This window comes from Saccharothrix sp. (assembly GCF_031180885.1).
GTDB lineage: Bacteria > Actinomycetota > Actinomycetes > Mycobacteriales > Pseudonocardiaceae > Actinosynnema.
In genome coordinates, this window is sequence record NZ_JAPSLK010000053.1 from 26822 (window position 1) to 45141 (window position 18320).

Consider the following 18320-nt stretch of genomic DNA (forward strand, 5'->3'; position numbering starts at 1 on the left):
GCGCCGTCCGGGTCAGCGCACTGATCGCAAAGTTAGGAGTGCCCTAACCCAGTCTTAGGGTTCACCGGCTCTTGGGTTCGCCGACCACGGCCGCCGAACCGCCAACCAGGCGCACCGCGACGGCCTCGCCGAACTCCACCCCGGCCTGGCCTTGGCGCCGTGTGTGTCAGGCGGGTGGTCGCCGTCGGTGTTATGCCGACTTGGGAGTAGGTGGGCGGGAACGGGCGTGGTTACGGTCCGGGGAAGTCCGTTCCGAGACGAGGTGCCCACTGTGAAAACCCTGCTGGTGGTGACCGCACTCGCCCTGTCCCTGGCCCAGCCGACCGCGCACGCCGCCGTCCCCTACTGCTACGAGGAGCCGCACGACCCCCGCGCCGACATCAGCGATCTCAAAGCCGGGTTCACCTCGGCCAACTGGATGCGCACCCTCCAGACCATGTACCAGCGCCGGTGGCCGAGCGGTGAGGCGCTGGCCAAGGCGCAGGCGCGTGACCCGTACTGGAACCAGTTCGTGCGCAAGGACTCCTTCGAGGGGTTCGCCGAGTCGATGATGGTCGCCATCCACGAGGAAACCCACATGTGGGACCTCGACGGCAGCCGCACGCGCTGGGACGTCCACACCGCGGCGTGGATCGACGCCACCCGCCAGGCCACCACCGTGCCGCTGCACGGCGGCTTCCCGCGCAAGGAGATCCTGCCGCTGATCAAGGACCGGCTCAGCGACTCCATGGACGGCATCTACCTGCGCGACCGCCAGCAGGGCGAGTACAAGCTGCAAGGCGTCCTGGCCGAGTTGAACGCCGGCCTCACCGGGCTGCCGGCGGTCACGGTGGTGCAGGAGTACATCAAGGGGGTGGGCGCGAGCAACGCGCGGGACATCGCGGCGACCAACCTGCGCTACCTGCTGCTGTACCTGCGGGTCGCCCGCGACCGGCACCCCGACTACTGGGCGAAGATCAAGAACGAGCCCAAGCTGCGTGACCTGGTGCTGACCCAGTTCCTGCGCACGGCGTACTGGCTGGAGAAGTCCGCCCCGTACACCGGAAAGCTGGGCAGCGTGAACGCGGACAAGATCACCGCCGCCAACTACGCGCCGGAGAACATCGCGGTCCTGGAGGCCTTCACCGGCCGCAAGATCAGCACCACGCAGAAGAACTGCACCGCCTGACAACCGTGGTGTCGGGTCCGGCCACCCCGGACCCGACACCCGCATCAAGCGATCAGTCCGCACTCGCCCGGCCGAAGCATGTTCCGATCGGCGGCCCGAGACAGCCTGCTTTGGGTGGCCCAGGCTTGACGAGCCGGCTCACGTGGTGAACAGTTGTTCATGAACAGGTGTTCACAACCGAGGGGGCGGTGTGGAGCGGGTCGTGGTGTTCGGGGGGTACGGGGCTGTGGGACGGGAAGCCGTTGCGGTGCTGCGGGAGTGGTGCACGGTGGTGGTCGCCGGGCGGGACGTGGAGCGGGCGCGGTCGGTGTCCGGGGCGGTGCCGATGCGGGTGGATCTGCGGGATCAGGGTGCGGTCGAACGGGCCATCGAAGGCGCTGACGCGGTGTTGATGTGTGTCGACGTGGACAACGCGCGGGTGGCGAAGGCCTGTTTGGAGCGTGGTGTGCACTATGCGGACGTGTCGGCCTCGCTTGATCGGCTTGCGGCGATCGGCGAGTTGAGAGGGCCGGCGACCGGTTTGCTCAGTGTCGGACTTGCGCCTGGTGTCACGAACCTGTTGGCGCGTCAGGTGGTTGAGGCCGCGCAAGCGCGTGAGGTGGAGATCGGTGTCCTCTTGGGAACGGGGGAGCGGCACGGGCCGGCGGCGTTGGAGTGGACGTTGGACGGGCTGGGAGAACTCGGCGCTGCCTGGCGGATGCCGTTCCCCGGCGGGGATCGGACCGTGCACGGCTTTCCGTTCTCCGATCAGCACACCCTTCCCGGGACGCTGAACATCGACCGCGCTCGGACCGGGCTCGCGCTGGACTCCCGGCTGCTGACCGCCTTGCTGCCCGCCGCCGCGCGGGTGCGGCACCGGATCCGGCCGCTGACCAAGGTCCACGTCGGGTCCGATTGGTTCGCGGTCACCGTCCGGGCGGGTGGTCGAACGGCCTCGTTCAGCGGGCGGCGGCAGAGCCGGGCGACCGGGGTGGTGGCGGCGCTGCTGGTCAAGCGGCTACCGGAGCTGCCCGAAGGGGTGTGGCACGTCGAGCAGGTCGTGGAGCCGGGGCCGTTCCTCGCCGAGGTCGCGGCGCACGGCTTCACCTACGATGCGCCCCGATGAGCCCCAGACGAGCAGCCGGCCTGCCCGACGACGCGGTGAGCCTGCGCGACCACCTGATCACCGCCGCCGCCCGCCTGATCGCCGAACGCGGCACCGCCGGCCTCACCGTCCGTGACATCGCGCGGGAAGCGGGCGTGGCCTACGGCGGTCTCTACAACCACTTCCAGGACAAGGAAGAACTGCTCGCCCTGGCCCTGCACGCCCACGTGCAAGCCGTGGAGCAGGACCTTGGTGCCCCATCGACGCACGGCACGCTCGCCGAGAACCTTCAGGCGTTCGTGTGGCACGCCCTGGCCGTCCACACCGCGATCCTGCCCGCGTTCGCCGGTCTGGTCGGCAGCCCGGAGGTGCTCGCCCGGTTCGACGCGCTGCCGAACCCGCTGGCGGACGGCCGTGGCCTGCACACCGCCCTGGTCGACTACCTGGAAACCGAGCGGGAGCGGGGCGAGGTCAGGCCCGATGCGGACCTCGACGCCGTCGCGACCCTGGTCATCGGCGCGTGCCACGATCTCGTGCTGCCCCGCATGTACCGGGGGGTGCGGGAACCGGTCGAGGTGTCGGCGGACCGGGTGGCCGCGCTGGTGGCCACCGTCCTGCACGGCATCAGCGGTCCAGCGCGAGGCGGCTCCCCAAAGCGACGAACGCGATCCCGGTGACCCGGTCCACCCACCGCCGCCCGCGCCGGTACACCTCGACCACCCGCGGCAGGCCGAACAGCGTCGCCACCAGCGAGAACCAGCTCGCCGCCAGCAGCACCATGCCCGCCACCACCGCGACCCGGCCAAGCGCCCCGGTGTCGGCGGGCAGCAGCGCGCCGAAGAGGCTGCCGAAGAACACCGCCGCCTTGGGGTTGCCGATGTTGGTCAGGAATCCGATCCGCCACGCCTTCGCCGCGCTGATCGGCGTGGCGTCGACCTGCTCGACCACGGCCCGCTCGGTGCGCCGGCTCGCCCACAGCGCCCGCGCGCCGAGGTAGATCAGGTAGGCCGCGCCGGCCAACCGGACCACGTCGTAGAGCCAGCCGACCTGCGCGAGCAGCACGGACAGCCCGAGCATGCTCGCCACCGCCCAGACCGTGATGGCGGAGGCGACACCGAGCCCGGTGACCACGCCGTGCCGGCGCGATCGGGTGGTCGCCTGCTGCGCGACGACCAGCATGTCCGGGCCGGGGCTGACCACGGCGAGGACCCACACGGCGAACAAGGGGAGGTAGCTGAGCACGGCACGACCATACTTGTGGTCATGACGACGAGGCAGCCGCGTTTGGAGATCGAGTACTGCACGCAGTGCCGCTGGCTGCTGCGCGCGGGCTGGACCGCCCAGGAGCTGCTCACCACGTTCACCGCCGAGCTGGGCGAGGTCGCGCTGATCCCGGGCACCGGCGGCGTGTTCGACGTGCGGCTGGACGGCGAGACGGTGTGGTCCCGCAAGGAACAGGACGGCTTCCCGGACTTGGCCCTGCTCAAGCAGTTGGTTCGCGACCGAATCGCCCCAAACCGCTCCCTGGGCCACACCGACCGCCGCTGACCCCCCACCAGCACCTATTCCCGCCGCCCCGCTGGCCGAGCTGCGCTTATCGAGCTGCGCCGGCCGGGCTGTGTTGGTCGGGCTGTGCCGATCGAGTCGGGCTGGCCGCCGCCGACCCCGGCCGGATGTGCCGGTGAGCCGTGCCGACCGGCCGGCCGCGGTCGGTGAGCCGGGCTGACCGCCGTCCAGTGCGCGGACCGGCCGGCGGTGGTGGCCGCCGGCCGGGGGTTCACTCGCCTACCAGAGGGTCGCGCCGTAGGCAGCCTGGTAGTACGGCAGGCTGATTGCTGCCGGGTAGTACCAGGACACGTTCGGCAACCCGACCGCCGCCCCGCACCGGTACCGGCCGCCGACCAGGTACAGCTGGGCGCCGCTGGTGACGCCCTCCGCCGTTCGGGTGCCGGAGTTGCGGTAGTTCGAGCCGCCCGAGTCGCCCGGCTCCACGCACGCGTTGTGGCGGGTCAGGTCGTACACGGTCTGGCCGCCCGAGTACGTCACCGTCTGCCGCTTGGCCGTGATCACGCCGCACGTCAGCTTGGTGGTCACACCGGACTTGCAGATCGCGGTGCCGACCGGTGAGTCGCTGTACCCGCTGACCGTCACCACCCCGCCCTGCGACGGGTTCACGTCGACCCACGGTCCCTGGGTCCACGCGGCCGTGTTGGTCACGCGCACGATCGCGTCGTCCCACGTCGGGAAGAACGCGGCCTGCACGGTGCCGATCTGCGCCCCGGTGTAGCCGTACACGGCGGTGCCGGCCGGGCCGCAGTGGCCGGCGGTCAGGACGTAGCGCAGGCCGTTGTTGACGTTGCGCAGGTTGAACCCGGCCGAGCAGTACCCGCCGCCGAACGCGCCGTAGTACAGGATGTCGCCGCCGTCGAGGAACGCCGCGGTGGACGGCTCGACGTCGGTGTACTCCACGCGTACGGCGTCGCCGTACTTCCTCAGGCCCGCCACCGCCTTCTCCGACCCGCGAGCCAGCGCCGTCACCGACACGACGTTGGCGGTCGGGTCGACCGACCACGACACCAGGCCCTTGACCTCGTCGGACCGGCCGCGGTTCGGCTTGTCGCGGTTGGCGTTGTCGGACTGCTTGCCCGCCAAGGCGTCGAGGTCGCCCTTGATCTTCTCCAGGTCGGCCTCGCTGTGCCGGACCACGTGCGCCCGCGCGCCCGCCGCCCGCACCTCGCCGGCCCGCGCCGCGTCGGTGACGGCCACCGCGAGCCGACCGGACTCGGCGTCGAACCACGCACCGCCGAACGCGGCGCCCAGGCGTCCCTTGAGCACGTCGTCCAGCCGGTCGGCCTCGTCCTGCTGGACCGCGCGTCTGGCCGCCTGGTCGGCGGTGAGCCCCAGGTCGCGCTGCATCGCCGAGAGGACGTCCGCGGGCAGGTCGACGGACCGTTCCGGCGTGGCCGTGCCGACTGCCGTGCCGGTGAATCCGAGGGCGGCCACCGAAACTCCGGTGAGCACCGTGCGGAGTAGTTTGCGCATTGCTCCCACTTTCCGGGTGTGTGTGTTCCTCGTTTTTCGCGCAGGCGGATACCGTCAGTGCACTGGCGTGACCAGGGACGACGGTTCTGCGCACTGGGGAAATCGCGGATCGGTGAGGAATGTTTCGAACTTTTTCGGACAGCACCCGGATGTCGCAGGGCGCAACTCGTAAGGACGAACATCACGAATTGCATAAGTAGAAAATTGAATTTTGGCGGCGGATTCTAGCGGGGAAACCGGCGGCCAGGAGGGTGTATTCGCCGACCGGCTCGGGACGGGTCTAGGCGGTGATGATCTCGTGCGGGAGGTAGGGCTCTTGGGCGGCGATGCCCAGAGCGGAGATGGCTTGCACGACGGCCACGGCGGCGGTTGCGGTGGGCAGGTCGTCGAGTGAGAAGGACGTGATGCGGCGCAGGAGAGCGGCGCCGGGTGAAGGACAGGCGGTGATCGCCCGGTCGACCACGTCCGGTTTGTCGCCGAACGCGCGGACCGCCCGGCCCCACCACACCGCGGCCTCGGCGTGCAAGGCCGGTTCGTCGCGAGGGTCCTTGCTGCGCAGCGCGGGCAGGTCCGCCGCCACCTCGCCGGCCACCGCCGGGTCCAGGCTCGCCGCCGCCGCCAGCACCCGCAGCCGCAGGGTGTGCTCGGCCTGGCCGCCGTCGGGCAGGTCGGCCACGATGCACGCCAGTTCCGCCGGGAACGCCAGCAACTCCCGCGCCACCCGGGCCGCGTCGTCACCCGCGCCCGCCGCCGCGGTGACCAGGTCGAGGAACGCGGCGGTGTGCGCCTGGCGCTCGCGGTCGGCGATGTGGCGGGTCGGGAGGAGGTCCTCGATGGCCGCGTACAGGTCGTCCAGCGCGTCGTCCTCCTCGGCGTCGACGGCGCGCAGCGCGGTCAGCACGCTGCGGGCGGCGTCGGCGGCGTGCTCCGGCAGGGTGGCGCGCTCCACGGCCGCCGAGCCGAACGACGTCAGGGCGTGGAAACCCAAGTGCTGCAACGGTTCCGTGGAGATCCGCAGGTCGTTGCGGGCGGCGGTGATGCGGTCGGCGGCCAGCAGGTCCGGGTGCAGCAGCGCCAGGCGCATCAGCAGGTGGGCCTGGGTCGCCCCGTACAGCAGCGCCTCGGCCTCCTCGGCGGCCTCCGCGGTCTGCTCGGCGTCGCGGTCGGCGAAGTGGTCGACCACGGCGGCCACGTCGTCGCTGTCGAGGTCGGCCAGCCACACCCACGGCGACTCGGCGGCGGCCAGCCCGTCGCGGCCCATGGTCGCCAGGCACCGCACGCCCGCCCACAGCAGGGCGCGCAGCCGGGCGCGGCGGCGTTCTTCGGCGAGGTCGGGGTCGGCGTCCGGGTCGACGCGGTTCCACTGGAGGTCGTGCGCGGCGGCGAACTCCTCCAGCAGCAGGTGGCCGCGCATGCCGTCCTGGTCGACGTCGGTGGCCGGGGCGTCGTGGTCGGCGCGCACCGCGTCCAGCAGCGCCTGCGCCAGAGCGGGGTCACCGCCGCCGCGCCCGACCAGGGGGTGCCGCACCGCCTCCGCCCGGCACGCCGCCACCAGCAGACCGCCCAGCGCGGCCACGAGTTCCCGGCCCCAGGGGTGTTCCACCGACCCGGCCACCAGGTCCGCCGCGTCCACCCGCCACGGCCCGCGCCCCGCCGGGTCGTTCACGTCCGCCGCCGCGGCGGCCAGCAGGTACTGGGCGGCGGGCTCCTGGAGTTCGCGGGGCAGGTGCTCGGCGATCGGGAAGCGGGGGCGGTCGTCCTCCACCGACGGCAGCCACACGCCCGGCTCCAGCGGTGCGTCGAGCTTCGCGCCGCTGATCGACTCCAGCCGCCACCCGAACAACGCGGGCGTGCCGGACAGGTACCGGGCCAGGCCCAGGCCCACGGCCAGCGCCGCCGGCAGGTCCATCGCGTCCACGGCCAACCCCACCCGCGCGCCTTCCGGGTAGGTCAGCACCCGCACGTCCAGCAGTGCGACCGGTTCTTCCGCCACGGCGTCGGTGTCGTCCTCGTCGTCAAGGACGGGACCGTCCACCGCTCCGCCGGCCTCGATCAGCTCCAGGACGAGTTCGGGCCGCCGGGCGTGGGCGACGTCGTCGGACCCCGGTGGATCGGGGTCGGACAGCTCGATCCACACTGCGTACGGCACCTCGGCTCCTCGCGTCCCGTGCTCTTGCGGCGGTTGGAGGTTATCGGCGCGCCGCCCCGCCGGCCGGGACGGACGGGCCGTCAACAGTCCACACACTTCCCACGCGCGTATTGCCCGCCGATGGGCCGAAGTCGCCGGTGATCGTCCGGCAACCCGCCGGACTAATGACGTGCTGCCGCCGCAAAGGGCAGTGGTCTGGAACAATGGAGCGATGGAGAGTGCCCCGACCGTCGACGCCGCCTCGCCCGCAGCTCTGCTGCGCCTGCTGATGGACGGCCGGCCGCGCACGCGGGCGGACATCGTGGCCGAGACCGGCCTGGCCCGCTCGACCGTCCGCGCCCGGCTGGACCTGCTGATGGCGGCCGGGCTGGTCAGCGACATCGGCGACGACGTGTCCACCGGCGGCAGGCCGGCGAGCCGGTTCGCCTTCCACGCGGGCGCGCGCCTCGTGCTGGCCGCCGACGTCGGCGCCACCCACGCCACGGTCGCCGTCGCCGACCTGGGGTGCCGCCTGCTGGCCGTCGAGCAGATCGAGCTGGACATCGCCGACGGCCCGACGGTCATCCTGCCGCTGCTGGTGAAGGCCTGGCGGGAGCTGCTGCCGGCGGACGGCGCACCGGTCGCGGGCGTGGGCATCGGCCTCCCCGGCCCGGTCGAGCACTCCACCGGCCGGCCCAACAACCCGCCGATAATGCCCGGCTGGGACGGCTTCGACGTGCCGGGCCTGGTCACCGCCGAACTCGGCGTGCCGGTGCTGGTCGACAACGAGGTCAACCTGATGGCCCTGGGCGAGCACACCACGGCGTTCCCCGAGGCCGAGCACATCATCGTGGTCAAGGTCGCCACCGGCATCGGGTCGGGCCTGATCAGCAACGGCGTGCTGCACCGGGGCGCGGTCGGCGCGGCCGGCGACCTCGGGCACATCCAGGCGCCGCACGGCGGGGACGTGCTGTGCCGGTGCGGCAACACCGGCTGCCTGGAGGCCGTGGCCAGCGGCCCGGCGATGGCGGCGCGGCTGCGCGAGCAGGGCGTGGACGCGGCGACCACGGCGGACGTGGTGCGGCTGGTGCGCGCGGGCAGCCTGGAGGCCGGGCAGGTGGTGCGGCAGGCGGGCCGGGACATCGGCGAGGTGCTCGCGGCGTGCGTGAGCATGTTCAACCCGTCGCTGGTCGTGGTGGGCGGGCTGGTCGCCCAGGCGGGGGAGATGCTGCTGGCCGGCGTGCGCGAGTCGGTCTACCGTCGTTCCCTCCCGCTCGCCACGGAGAACCTGCGGATCGTGGCCTCGAAGGCCGGTCCGGAGGCCGGTGTCCTCGGCGCGGCGGCCATGGTGGCCAAGCACGCGCTGTCGCCTGAAGTGCTCGACGTGCAGCTGGCAAGCTGAGGTCGACCTGGCTTTTGGCGAGAAGTAGACATAAGTAGGTATTGGGAGCACTCCTTTTGTATTGACCAGGTCATATGACCTGGCTTACGTTCACCCACATGTGGGACATCGGCGTCAACACGTGGGTATGGACCTCCCCGCTGACCGACGAGGGCCTGGCGACGCTCGCCCCGAGAGTCCGGGAGCAGGGCTTCGACGTCATCGAGCTGCCCGTGGAGCAGCCGGGTGACTGGGATCCGCACCGCGCGGCCGACCTGCTCGCGGAGCTGGGTCTCAAAGCGTCCGTCTGCCTGGTGATGCCGCCCGGCCGCGAACTGGTCGACGCCGACACCGTCCCGGAGACCCAGGACTACCTGCGGCGCGTCGTGGACGTGGCCGCGATCGTCGGCAGTCCGGTCGCCGCGGGTCCCGCGTACAGCTCGGTCGGCCGGACCTGGCGCATCGACGACCGCGCCAAGCTCTACGCCCAGCTCCGCGAGAACCTCGCCCCGGTGGTCGAGTACGCCGCCGGCAAGGACGTGAAGATCGCCGTCGAGCCGCTGAACCGCTACGAGACCAGCCTGCTCAACACCGTCGACCAGGCCCTCGAAGCGCTGACCGGCCTGCCGGACGAGGGTTGCGGCCTGGCGCTGGACGTCTACCACCTCAACATCGAGGAGACCTCGCCGGTCACCGCGATCCTCGCCGCCGGCGCGCGCACCGCGCACGTCCAGGTGTGCGCCAACGACCGCGGCACGCCGGGCCGCGACCACCTCGACTGGCCCGGCATCCTCCAAGCCCTGGCCGAGACCGGCTACCGCGGTCCGCTGTGCATCGAGTCGTTCACGCCGGACAACGCCTCCATCGCCACCGCGGCCTCCATCTGGCGGCCGCTGGCCTCGTCGCCGGACGCCCTCGCCGCCGACGGTCTGGCCTTCCTGCGCGGCGCCACCGCCGCCTTCGCCCGATAACCCGCAACCGCAACCGCCGGCACGACCACCGCCCCGAAGGAGTGGCAATGCACCACACCCTCAGGCGACTACTAATAGTAGTTGCGTCTCTGCTCATAGTAACCGGAGTGACATCCGCGCCGGCCGCGTCCGCGCACTCGGAGGGCCTGCACGTCCTGCTGTTCAGCAAGACCGCCGCCGGGGCGTACCGCCACGACTCGATCCCGGCCGGCATCGCGATGTTCGAGCAGCTCGCGGCCGAACGGCAGTGGGAGATGACCAAGAGCGAGGACTCGACGGTCTTCAACGACGCCACGCTCGCCACGTACGACGTGATCGTGATGCTCCAGACCTCCGGCATGGTCTGGGATACCGACGCTCAGCGCGCCGCGATGCAGACGTACGTGCGCAACGGCGGTGGCGTGGTCGCGATCCACAATGCCACGGACATGAACATCGAGGCGCAGTTCCCGTGGTGGGACCAGTTCCTGGGCATGACCATGACCGCGCACTCGGCGATCGTGCAGGGCACGGCCAAGGTCGCGGACAAGAAGCACCCCTCCGGCGCGGGTCTGCCGGACCGCTGGGTGCGCACCGAGGAGTGGTACAACTTCAACCGCTCAGCGCGCGGTGACGTGCACGTGCTGGTGACCGCGGACGAGACCACCTACAACCCGGGCGGCTCGGCGATGGGCTTCGACCACCCGATCTCGTGGTGCCGCAACTACGAGGGCGGCCGGCTGTGGGCCACCGCCATGGGCCACCAGGCCGGCGCGTACTCCGAGCCGCTGTTCAAGTCGCACATCGCGGGCGGTGTCGAGACCGCCGGCGGCAAGGTCGCGGCGGACTGCGGCCCGACCGTGTGGAACAGCTTCGAGAAGGTCGCCCTCGACGAGACCACGATCGCGCCCGGCGCGGTGGACGTGGCCCCGGACGGTCGCGCGTTCTTCACCGAGTACGGCGGCAAGCTGAAGATCTACAAGCCGGACACCCGGACGACGGTCACCGCCGCCAGCCTGAACGTCTACGGCAGCGGCCAGAACTCCGAGGACGGACTGACCGGCATCGCCCTGGACCCCAACTTCGCCACCAACAAGTGGGTCTACCTGGCGTACTCGCCCGGCAACACCACCGAGCAGATCGGCCGGGTCTCGCGGTTCACCATGAACGGCGACACCCTGGACACCGCCAGTGAGAAGGTCCTGTTGACCTACCCGATGTGGCGGGAGAACGAGCCCGGCCACACCGGCGGCTACCTGGCGTTCGGTCCGGGCGGCAACCTCTACATCGGTGTCGGCGACGACACCAACCCGTTCGCCTCCGACGGCTACTCGCCGATCGACGAGCGTTCCGGTCGCAAGTGGTGGGACGCGCAGGGCACCGCCGCCAACACCAACGACCTGCGCGGCAAGATCCTGCGCATCCACCCCGAGGCGGACGGCACCTACACCATCCCCTCGGGCAACCTGTTCACGCCGGGCACGGCCAAGACCCGGCCCGAGATCTACGCCATGGGCTTCCGCAACCCGTTCCGCTTCAGCGTGCACCCGACCACGGGCGCGATCTACGTCGCCGACTACGGTCCCGACGCGGGCGCGGACAACGCCAACCGCGGACCGGGTGGCCTGGTGGAGTGGAACATCGTGAAGTCGCCGGGCAACTACGGCTGGCCCTACTGCATCGGCAACAACACCCCGTTCAACGACTACGACTTCGCCACCGGCACGTCGGGCGCGAAGTTCAACTGCGCCGCTCCCACCAACAACTCGCCCAACAACACCGGCCTCACCACGCTCCCGGCCGCACGCGCCGCGGACGTCTGGTACGGCAACAGCGCCACCGAGGGCAACAAGTTCCCGGAGTTGGGCACCGGCGGCGAGGCGCCGATGGCGTTCCCGATCTACCAGTACAACGCCAACAACCCGTCGCAGACCAAGTTCCCGGCCTACTACGACCAGGTCCCGTTCATGGGCGAGTGGGCCCGCAACCGGATGTGGGAGTTCCGCCCGGACGCCAACGGGAACCTGCTGAAGATCAACAACTTCCTGAACAACATGTCCTTCAGCTCGCCCATGGACATGAAGTTCGGCCCGGACGGCTCGATGTACCTGCTGACGTGGGGCACGGGCTGGGACGACAACGTCCACCTGCCCGGCGCGGGCCTGTGGCGCATCGACTACAACGCCGGTGAGCGCAGCCCGATCGCGCAGGCCTCGGCCACCCCGTCCTCGGGCGCGACCCCGTTGACGGTGGCGTTCTCCAGTGCGGGTTCCCGCGACCCGGAGGGCGGCGCGCTGACCTACCGCTGGACCTTCGGCGACGGCGGCACGTCCACCGCGGCCAACCCCTCGCACACCTACAGCACGCGCGGCACGTTCAACGTTCAGCTCACCGTGACCGACCCGACCGGCAAGACCGGCACGGCCAACCTCACGGTGACGTCGGGCAACACCGCGCCGACGGTGCGGTTCAACGGCCCGGCCGACGGCGGCATGTTCGACTGGGGACAGAACATCCCCTACTCGCTGACCGTCACCGACCCCGAGGACGGCACGATCGACTGCAACCGCGTGGTCACGCAAGGGAACATCGGCCACGACTCGCACAAGCACCCGTTGGGCAGCCCGATCAACGGCTGTTCGGGCAGCGTGGCCGCGGTGGCGGACACCGAGCACCAGAACGGCAACGCGCACATCATCATCTCCTCGGAGTACGCCGACAACGGGGCGACCGGGCTGCCGTCGCTCAAGGGCGGCGCGAACGTCGTGCTCCAGCCCAAGAAGAAGCAAGCGGAGTTCTTCAACGGCTCGTCCGGTGTGCGGGTGGTGTCGCAGTCCGGCGCCGAGTCGGGCGCGCGGATCGGCGACATCAGCAACAACGACTGGATCTCGTTCAAGCCGGTGAACTTCACCGGGATCGACCAGGTGTCGTTCAAGGTCTCGTCGCCCTCGGGCGGTGGCTCGATCGAGCTGCGGGCGGGTTCGCCCACCGGCACGCTGATCGCGTCGGCGCCGGTGACCTCCACGGGTGGCTGGGACAACTACGTCAGCCTGCCCGCGGTGAACGTGACCCGGCCGTCCGGGACGGTCGAGCTGTTCGTGGTGTTCAAGACGTCGTCGAACAACAACTTCGACCTCGACTCGATCAGCTACATCGGTGCGGGGATCGGCGGCGGCGGTTCGACGGCGAAGCAGATCGTCGGCGCGCAGAGCAACAAGTGCGTGGACGTGAACAACGCCGCCACCACGGACGGCACGAAGGTCCAGCTCTGGACGTGCAACGGCACCGCGGCCCAGCAGTGGACGCAGGTCGGGTCGACGTTCCAGTCGCTGGGCAAGTGCCTGGACGTGAACAACGCGAGCCAGACCGACGGCGCGTTGGTGCAGCTGTGGACGTGCAACGGGACGTCGGCGCAGAACTGGTCCGTCCAGTCCGACGGCACCATCCGCAACGGCACCAAGTGCCTGGACGCCTCCAGTGGCGGCACGGCCGACGGGACGCAGTTGATCATCTGGACGTGCCACGGCGGCACGAACCAGAGGTGGTCGCTGACGTAGCGGCCTGAAAACGGCCCCGGTGCCCAACGTCGAGCACCGGGGCCTTTCAGGCGTTCCGGCGGACGACCAGGTGGGCCAGCGCGGTCAGTTCGGCGGCGGCCCGGGGTGCGGGGTCGGTGGCGGCGAGGTGGTCCAGCGCTTCGGCCAGCAGGCGGTCCGCTTCCGACTCGCTCCAGTCCCGCCCGCCGGCGCGCTCCACGAGAGCCGCCAGGGTTGCGGGATCGGCATCGCCACTCCGGTACACGGCCGCCAGCTCGTCTCCCGCGGCCGTGTTGGAGTTCAGCGCGGCGACCACGGGGAGGGATTTCTTGCGGCGCACCAGATCCGCGTGAGCGGGCTTGCCGGTGGTCTTCGGGTCGCCCCAGATGCCCAGGAGGTCGTCGACGTGTTGGTAGGCCACGCCGAGGGCGTGGCCGTAGGCGTGGAGGTGGGCGATCGTGTCCGGTGTCGCGCCGGCGAAGGTCGCGCCCAGCGCGCAGGCGGCGGCCAGCAGGGGAGCGGTCTTGTGCTCGACCATGGCCACGCACTCGGCCAGGGTCACGTCGTCGCGGGTCTCGAAGGACAGGTCCGCCTGTTCGCCTTCCACCAACGACAGCACGGCCGCCGACAGGTCGTGCGCGGTGGCCGGGGACGCCGACGTCGCCAGGACGTCGGTGGCCAGGGCCAGCAGGGCGTCGCCGGTCAGGATGGCCGCCGCCGTGCCGAAGACCGCCCACGCCGTGGGGCGGTGCCGGCGGGTGGTGTCCTGGTCCAGGACGTCGTCGTGCAGCAACGAGAAGTTGTGCGCCAACTCCACCGCCACGGCGGCCGGGAGGGCGGATTCGGCTGGAGCGCCACAGGATTCGGCCGCCAACAAGGCCAGGGCCGGCCGGACGGACTTGCCCGAGGAGGCGCGGCAGGGGCGGCCGTTGTGGTCCCACCAACCCAGGTGGTAGCCGGCGATGTGCCGGACGGCCGCCGGAAGTCCTTGCACGGCCAGCAGGAGCGGAGGGCGGACCAGGTCGCGGCTCCACGCGAGCACGGCGGGCGCGGTGCGCGACCCGGTGACGGGTGTGGCCAACGTGACCTCCCGGAGCGTTCAGGCGAGTTGTCTGTCCACCACGACCGGGGACAGGGCGTGCTGCACCACCATCACCGCCGCGCCGAGCACGCCCGCGTCCTCGCCCGCCTGGGACGGCACGATGCGCAGGTTCCCGGTGGCCAGCGGCAGGGACCGGCGGTAGATCGACTCGCGGACGCCGGCCAGCAGCATCTCGCCCGCCGCCGCGAGGGCGCCGCCGATGACGATCAGCGACGGGTTGAACATGCTCACGCAGCCCGCCAGGACGTCCCCGATGTCGCGCCCGGCCTGCCGCACGGCGTGGCTGGCCTCCAGGTTCCCCGACCGCACCAGCGCCACCACGTCGGCGTTGCGGTGCGCCTCGATCCCCTTGGCGCGCAAGGCGGCCGCGATGGCCGGTCCGCCCGCGACGGCTTCCAGGCACCCGGTGTTGCCGCAGTGGCAAGGGGTGTCGCCGCCGTGCGGGGCGAGCACGTGGCCGAGGTCGCCCGCGGCGCCGACCGCGCCCCGGTGCAGCACGCCGTTGCTGATGAACCCGGACCCGATGCCGGTGGCGACCTTCACCACGATCATGTGGTCGGCGTCCGGGAAGGACCGGGCGTGCTCGCCCAGCGCCATCAGGTTGACCTCGTTGTCCACCAGCACGGGCACACCGAACTCCGCGAACACCCGTGCGGGCACGTCGAACCCGTCCCAGCCGGGCATGATCGGCGGGTGGTTGGGCCGCCCCGAGGAGTGCTCGACCGGGCCGGGCAGCCCGATCCCCACCCCGGCCAGCGGCACGGAGGGCACCTCCGCCAGCAGCTCCCGCCAGGTGTCGACCAGGCAGGTCATCACCGCCTCCGGCCCGTCGGCGATCGCGATGCGCAACGGCCGGCGCGCCAGTACCACGCCCTTGAGGTCGGTGACGGCGACGGTCGCGTGGGTCGCGCCCAGTTCGGCCGCCAGCACCGCGCGGGATCGCGCGTTGAACGCGAACCGCCCGGCGGGCCGCCCGCCGGTGGACACCCCGCCCGGCCGGTCGCTCACCAGACCGAGGTCCAGCAGGGCGTCCAGGCGGGCGCGGACGGTCGAGCGGGCCAGCCCGGTCTCGGCGGTCAGCTCGGCGCGGGTGCGGGGAGTTCCGTCGAGCAGGAGGCTCAGGAGTTGTCCCGGGGAGCCCGCCGCCGGCGTGAGGTGGTCGTACACCCGGCTAAGTGAACCACAACAACGGAAGTCTCCAAGGAAGTTGCCCTAAGCGACGTAACTTTGTCGGTTTGCGCAAGACTTTTGGTTGACACTCGCCAATAGTGGTTTTAGGGTTCGCCGCATGACTGTGACCCACGGAACACTGGCGACCGGCGACGGCCACGTCGGTGCCCGCACGCTGCGGACGGCCGTGGTCGGTGCCGGGTTCATGGGCCGGGTGCACGCCGAGGCGGCGCGCCGCGCGGGCGGCCGGGTGGTCGCCGCGACGGCGAGCAGCCCGGTCGGCGCGGACGCCGCCGCCGCGGCCGTGGGCGCCGACCGGGGCTACCCCGACCTGGCCGCGCTGCTGTCCGACGCGCAGGTCGACGTGCTGCACGTGTGCGCCCCCAACAGCGCCCACGCCGGCATCGCCGAGGCCGCGCTCGCCGCCGGTGTCCACGTGATCTGCGAGAAGCCGCTGGCCACCTCGGTCGCCGACGCCACCGCGCTGGTGGCGGCCTCGGCGAACCGGGTCGCCACCGTCCCGTTCGTCTACCGGTTCCACCCGATGGTCCGGGAGATGCGGGCTCGGCTCGCGGGCGGCGAGGCGGGCATCGTCTCCTCTGTCAGCGGCAGCTACCTCCAGGACTGGCTGGCCGGCGAGAGCGACCACGACTGGCGGGTGGACCCGGCGCTGGGCGGCCCGTCGCGGGCGTTCGCCGACATCGGCTCGCACTGGTGCGACCTGGTGGAGTTCGCGACCGGCGACCGGATCGCCCGGCTGTCCGCGCAGACCGTCGTGGTGCACGAGCGCAGCGGGGCGGCCACCGAAAACATCACTACCGAGGACATCGCCACCGTCCAGTTCACCACCGCGCGCGGCGTGGTCGGCATCCTGGTCGTCTCGCAGGTCGCGGCGGGCCGGAAGAACCGGCTGCACCTGGAGGTCTCCGGCACCGAGGCCAGCTTCGGCTTCGACCAGGAGGACCCGGAGCGGCTGTGGGTCGGCCGCCGCGCGGGCAGCACCGTGCTCATGCGCGACCCGGGCACGCTCTCGCCGGGCGCGGCCCGCTACGCCCGCCTGCCCGCCGGGCACGCGCAGGGCTACCAGGACTGCTTCGACGCCTTCGTCGCCGACACCTACAAGGCCGTGCTGGGCGAGGACCCCGCCGACGGCCTGCCCACCTTCGCCGACGGCCTGCGCGCGGTGCGCATCACCGACGCCGTCCTGCGGTCCGCCGCGGCCGGCGGGGCGTGGACGGAGGTGCCCGCGTGAGCGACATCCCGGTTCGGCTGGAGGGCATCACCAAGAGCTTCCTCGGCGTGCAGGTGCTGCGCGGCGTCGACCTCGAACTGCGCGCGGGCGAGGTCCACGCGCTGATGGGGGAGAACGGCGCGGGCAAGTCCACGCTGCTGAAGGTGCTGGCGGGCGTGCACAAGCCGGACACCGGCCGCGTCCTGCTCGACGGCGAGGAGGTCTCGTTCTCCGCGCCGCGCGACGCGCAGGCCGCCGGGATCGCGATCATCCACCAGGAGTTGAACCTCCTGCCGCACCGCACGGTCGCCGAGAACGTGTTCCTGGGCCGCGAGCCGGTCAAGCGGGGTCAGGTCGACCGGCGGGCCATGGAGGCCGAGACGCGGCGGCTGCTGGAGTGGCTGGGCGAGGACGGCATCGCGGCCGACGCCGAGGTGGTCCGCCTGTCGGTGGCGCAGCGACAGGTCGTCGAGATCGTGAAGGCGTTGTCCACCGACGCCAAGGTGCTCGCGATGGACGAGCCGACCGCCGCGTTGGCCGACCACGAGGTCGAACTGCTCTACGACCTGGTGAAGCGGCTCCGCGAGCGCGGGATGGCCATTCTTTATGTCTCGCACCGGATGCGTGAGGTGTTCGACCTCAGCCAGCGCATCACGGTGTTGAAGGACGGCGCGTTCGTGACGTGCGTCGAGACCGCCGAGATCACCTCCGACCAGCTCGTCCGGCACATGGTGGGGCGCTCGCTCGACGCCCTGTACCCGGACCGGAGTTCGGCGGCCGGTGAGGTGCGGCTCGCGCTGAAGAACGCCGGCAACGGGCGGGTGCGGGACGTCAGCCTGGAGGTCCGGGCCGGGGAGATCGTCGGGCTGGCCGGGTTGCAGGGCTCGGGCCGGTCGGCGATCGCGCGGGCGGTGTGGGGCGTGCAGCCCTTCACCAGCGGGGTTCTGGAGCTGGACGGCAAGCCGGTGCGCATCGGGAACCCGCGCACCGCCGTGCGCAAGGGCATCGGGTACGTCACCGAGGACCGCAAGGGTGAAGGGCTCGCCCTGAGCCAATCGGTGCGGGACAACGCTTTGCTGGTCCGGCGGGCGGCCCTGCGGGGCTCGGCGGCGCGCAAGCACACCGACCTGGCCGAACTGCTCAAGTCGGTCAACGTGGTGTCGCGCGGCCAGCACCAGGAGGTGCGCTACCTGTCCGGCGGCAACCAGCAGAAGGTCGTGCTGGGCAAGTGGCTCGCGGTCCGCCCCCGCGTCCTGGTGGTGGACGAGCCGACCCGGGGCATCGACGTCGGCGCCAAGCAGGCGGTGTACCGGCTGCTGCGCGACCTGGCCGCGGACGGCATGGCGATCCTGATGATCTCGTCGGAACTGCCCGAGCTGATCGGCATGAGCGACCGGATCGTCGTCATGCACGAGGGCGCGGTGGCGGGCGAGCTGCCCGCGGGGGCTTCGGAGGAAGCGGTCATGGGGCTGGCCACCGGCCACGGGATCGGAGAAGTGGCGTGAGCGTCGTGCAGGAGAAGGTCCCG

14 protein-coding genes are annotated in these 18320 nt (G+C 71.5%); 9 read left to right on the top strand and 5 right to left on the bottom strand.

The features are described 5' to 3' along the window. Nucleotides 1-271 precede the first annotated feature (271 nt). The 3 genes from RIN75_RS35495 (at nucleotide 272) to RIN75_RS35505 (ending at nucleotide 2929) form a co-directional block, all read left to right on the top strand. The gene (locus RIN75_RS35495) at nucleotides 272-1168 is read left to right on the top strand and encodes a hypothetical protein (protein ID WP_309116470.1); all 897 of its coding nucleotides are present in this window, start codon (nucleotides 272-274) and stop codon (nucleotides 1166-1168) included. A gap of 202 nt (nucleotides 1169-1370) precedes the next feature. Beyond that, nucleotides 1371-2273: a saccharopine dehydrogenase NADP-binding domain-containing protein gene (locus RIN75_RS35500; RefSeq protein WP_309116471.1), complete on the top strand. Its 903-nt coding sequence runs from the start codon at nucleotides 1371-1373 to the stop codon at nucleotides 2271-2273. Next, on the top strand, nucleotides 2270-2929 hold the full coding sequence (locus RIN75_RS35505) for a helix-turn-helix domain-containing protein (protein ID WP_309116472.1): 660 nt from the start codon (nucleotides 2270-2272) through the stop codon (nucleotides 2927-2929). Before RIN75_RS35500 ends, RIN75_RS35505 begins: the two co-directional genes overlap by 4 nt. Here the strand turns inward: RIN75_RS35505 and RIN75_RS35510 are convergent. Next, nucleotides 2877-3494 (bottom strand): LysE family transporter, encoded by a 618-nt coding sequence (locus tag RIN75_RS35510; protein ID WP_309116473.1) that lies wholly within the window; start codon nucleotides 3492-3494, stop codon nucleotides 2877-2879. The genes RIN75_RS35505 and RIN75_RS35510 overlap by 53 nt on opposite strands. A 21-nt stretch (nucleotides 3495-3515) precedes the next feature. Between RIN75_RS35510 and RIN75_RS35515 the strand changes: the two genes are divergently transcribed. Beyond that, complete coding sequence (locus tag RIN75_RS35515) at nucleotides 3516-3800, top strand: SelT/SelW/SelH family protein (protein WP_309116474.1); 285 nt, start codon at nucleotides 3516-3518, stop codon at nucleotides 3798-3800. A 237-nt stretch (nucleotides 3801-4037) separates the two neighbouring features. Here RIN75_RS35515 and RIN75_RS35520 read toward each other — a convergent pair whose 3' ends face one another. After that, nucleotides 4038-5294: a S1 family peptidase gene (locus RIN75_RS35520; RefSeq protein WP_309116475.1), complete on the bottom strand. Its 1257-nt coding sequence runs from the start codon at nucleotides 5292-5294 to the stop codon at nucleotides 4038-4040. A gap of 280 nt (nucleotides 5295-5574) precedes the next feature. Beyond that, entirely contained in the window at nucleotides 5575-7443 is a 1869-nt protein-coding gene (locus RIN75_RS35525) for a hypothetical protein (protein WP_309116476.1), read from the bottom strand. A gap of 211 nt (nucleotides 7444-7654) precedes the next feature. Here RIN75_RS35525 and RIN75_RS35530 point away from each other — a divergent pair, with 211 nt between their 5' ends. The 3 genes from RIN75_RS35530 (at nucleotide 7655) to RIN75_RS35540 (ending at nucleotide 13310) form a co-directional block, all read left to right on the top strand. Further along, nucleotides 7655-8824: an ROK family transcriptional regulator gene (locus RIN75_RS35530; RefSeq protein ID WP_309116477.1), complete on the top strand. Its 1170-nt coding sequence runs from the start codon at nucleotides 7655-7657 to the stop codon at nucleotides 8822-8824. Nucleotides 8825-8922: 98 nt separating this feature from the next. After that, on the top strand, nucleotides 8923-9774 hold the full coding sequence (locus tag RIN75_RS35535) for a sugar phosphate isomerase/epimerase family protein (protein WP_309116478.1): 852 nt from the start codon (nucleotides 8923-8925) through the stop codon (nucleotides 9772-9774). Between the two features lie 107 nt (nucleotides 9775-9881). Continuing rightward, nucleotides 9882-13310 (top strand): ThuA domain-containing protein, encoded by a 3429-nt coding sequence (locus RIN75_RS35540; RefSeq protein ID WP_309116479.1) that lies wholly within the window; start codon nucleotides 9882-9884, stop codon nucleotides 13308-13310. 46 nt (nucleotides 13311-13356) lie between these two features. On the opposite strand, the gene RIN75_RS35545 is transcribed toward RIN75_RS35540, so the two are convergent. Both RIN75_RS35545 and RIN75_RS35550 read right to left on the bottom strand, forming a co-directional pair. Continuing rightward, a complete protein-coding gene (locus RIN75_RS35545; protein WP_309116480.1) occupies nucleotides 13357-14370 on the bottom strand; it encodes a polyprenyl synthetase family protein in 1014 nt (337 codons plus the stop codon). Nucleotides 14371-14388: 18 nt separating this feature from the next. Then, entirely contained in the window at nucleotides 14389-15558 is a 1170-nt protein-coding gene (locus RIN75_RS35550; RefSeq protein ID WP_309116481.1) for an ROK family transcriptional regulator, read from the bottom strand. Between the two features lie 121 nt (nucleotides 15559-15679). Here RIN75_RS35550 and RIN75_RS35555 point away from each other — a divergent pair, with 121 nt between their 5' ends. Both RIN75_RS35555 and RIN75_RS35560 read left to right on the top strand, forming a co-directional pair. After that, nucleotides 15680-16813 carry a Gfo/Idh/MocA family oxidoreductase gene (locus tag RIN75_RS35555; RefSeq protein ID WP_309116482.1) on the top strand — a complete coding sequence of 378 codons (1134 nt, stop codon included), beginning with the start codon at nucleotides 15680-15682 and terminating at the stop codon, nucleotides 16811-16813. Then, nucleotides 16810-18297: a sugar ABC transporter ATP-binding protein gene (locus RIN75_RS35560; protein WP_309116483.1), complete on the top strand. Its 1488-nt coding sequence runs from the start codon at nucleotides 16810-16812 to the stop codon at nucleotides 18295-18297. Before RIN75_RS35555 ends, RIN75_RS35560 begins: the two co-directional genes overlap by 4 nt. Nucleotides 18298-18320 lie beyond the last annotated feature (23 nt).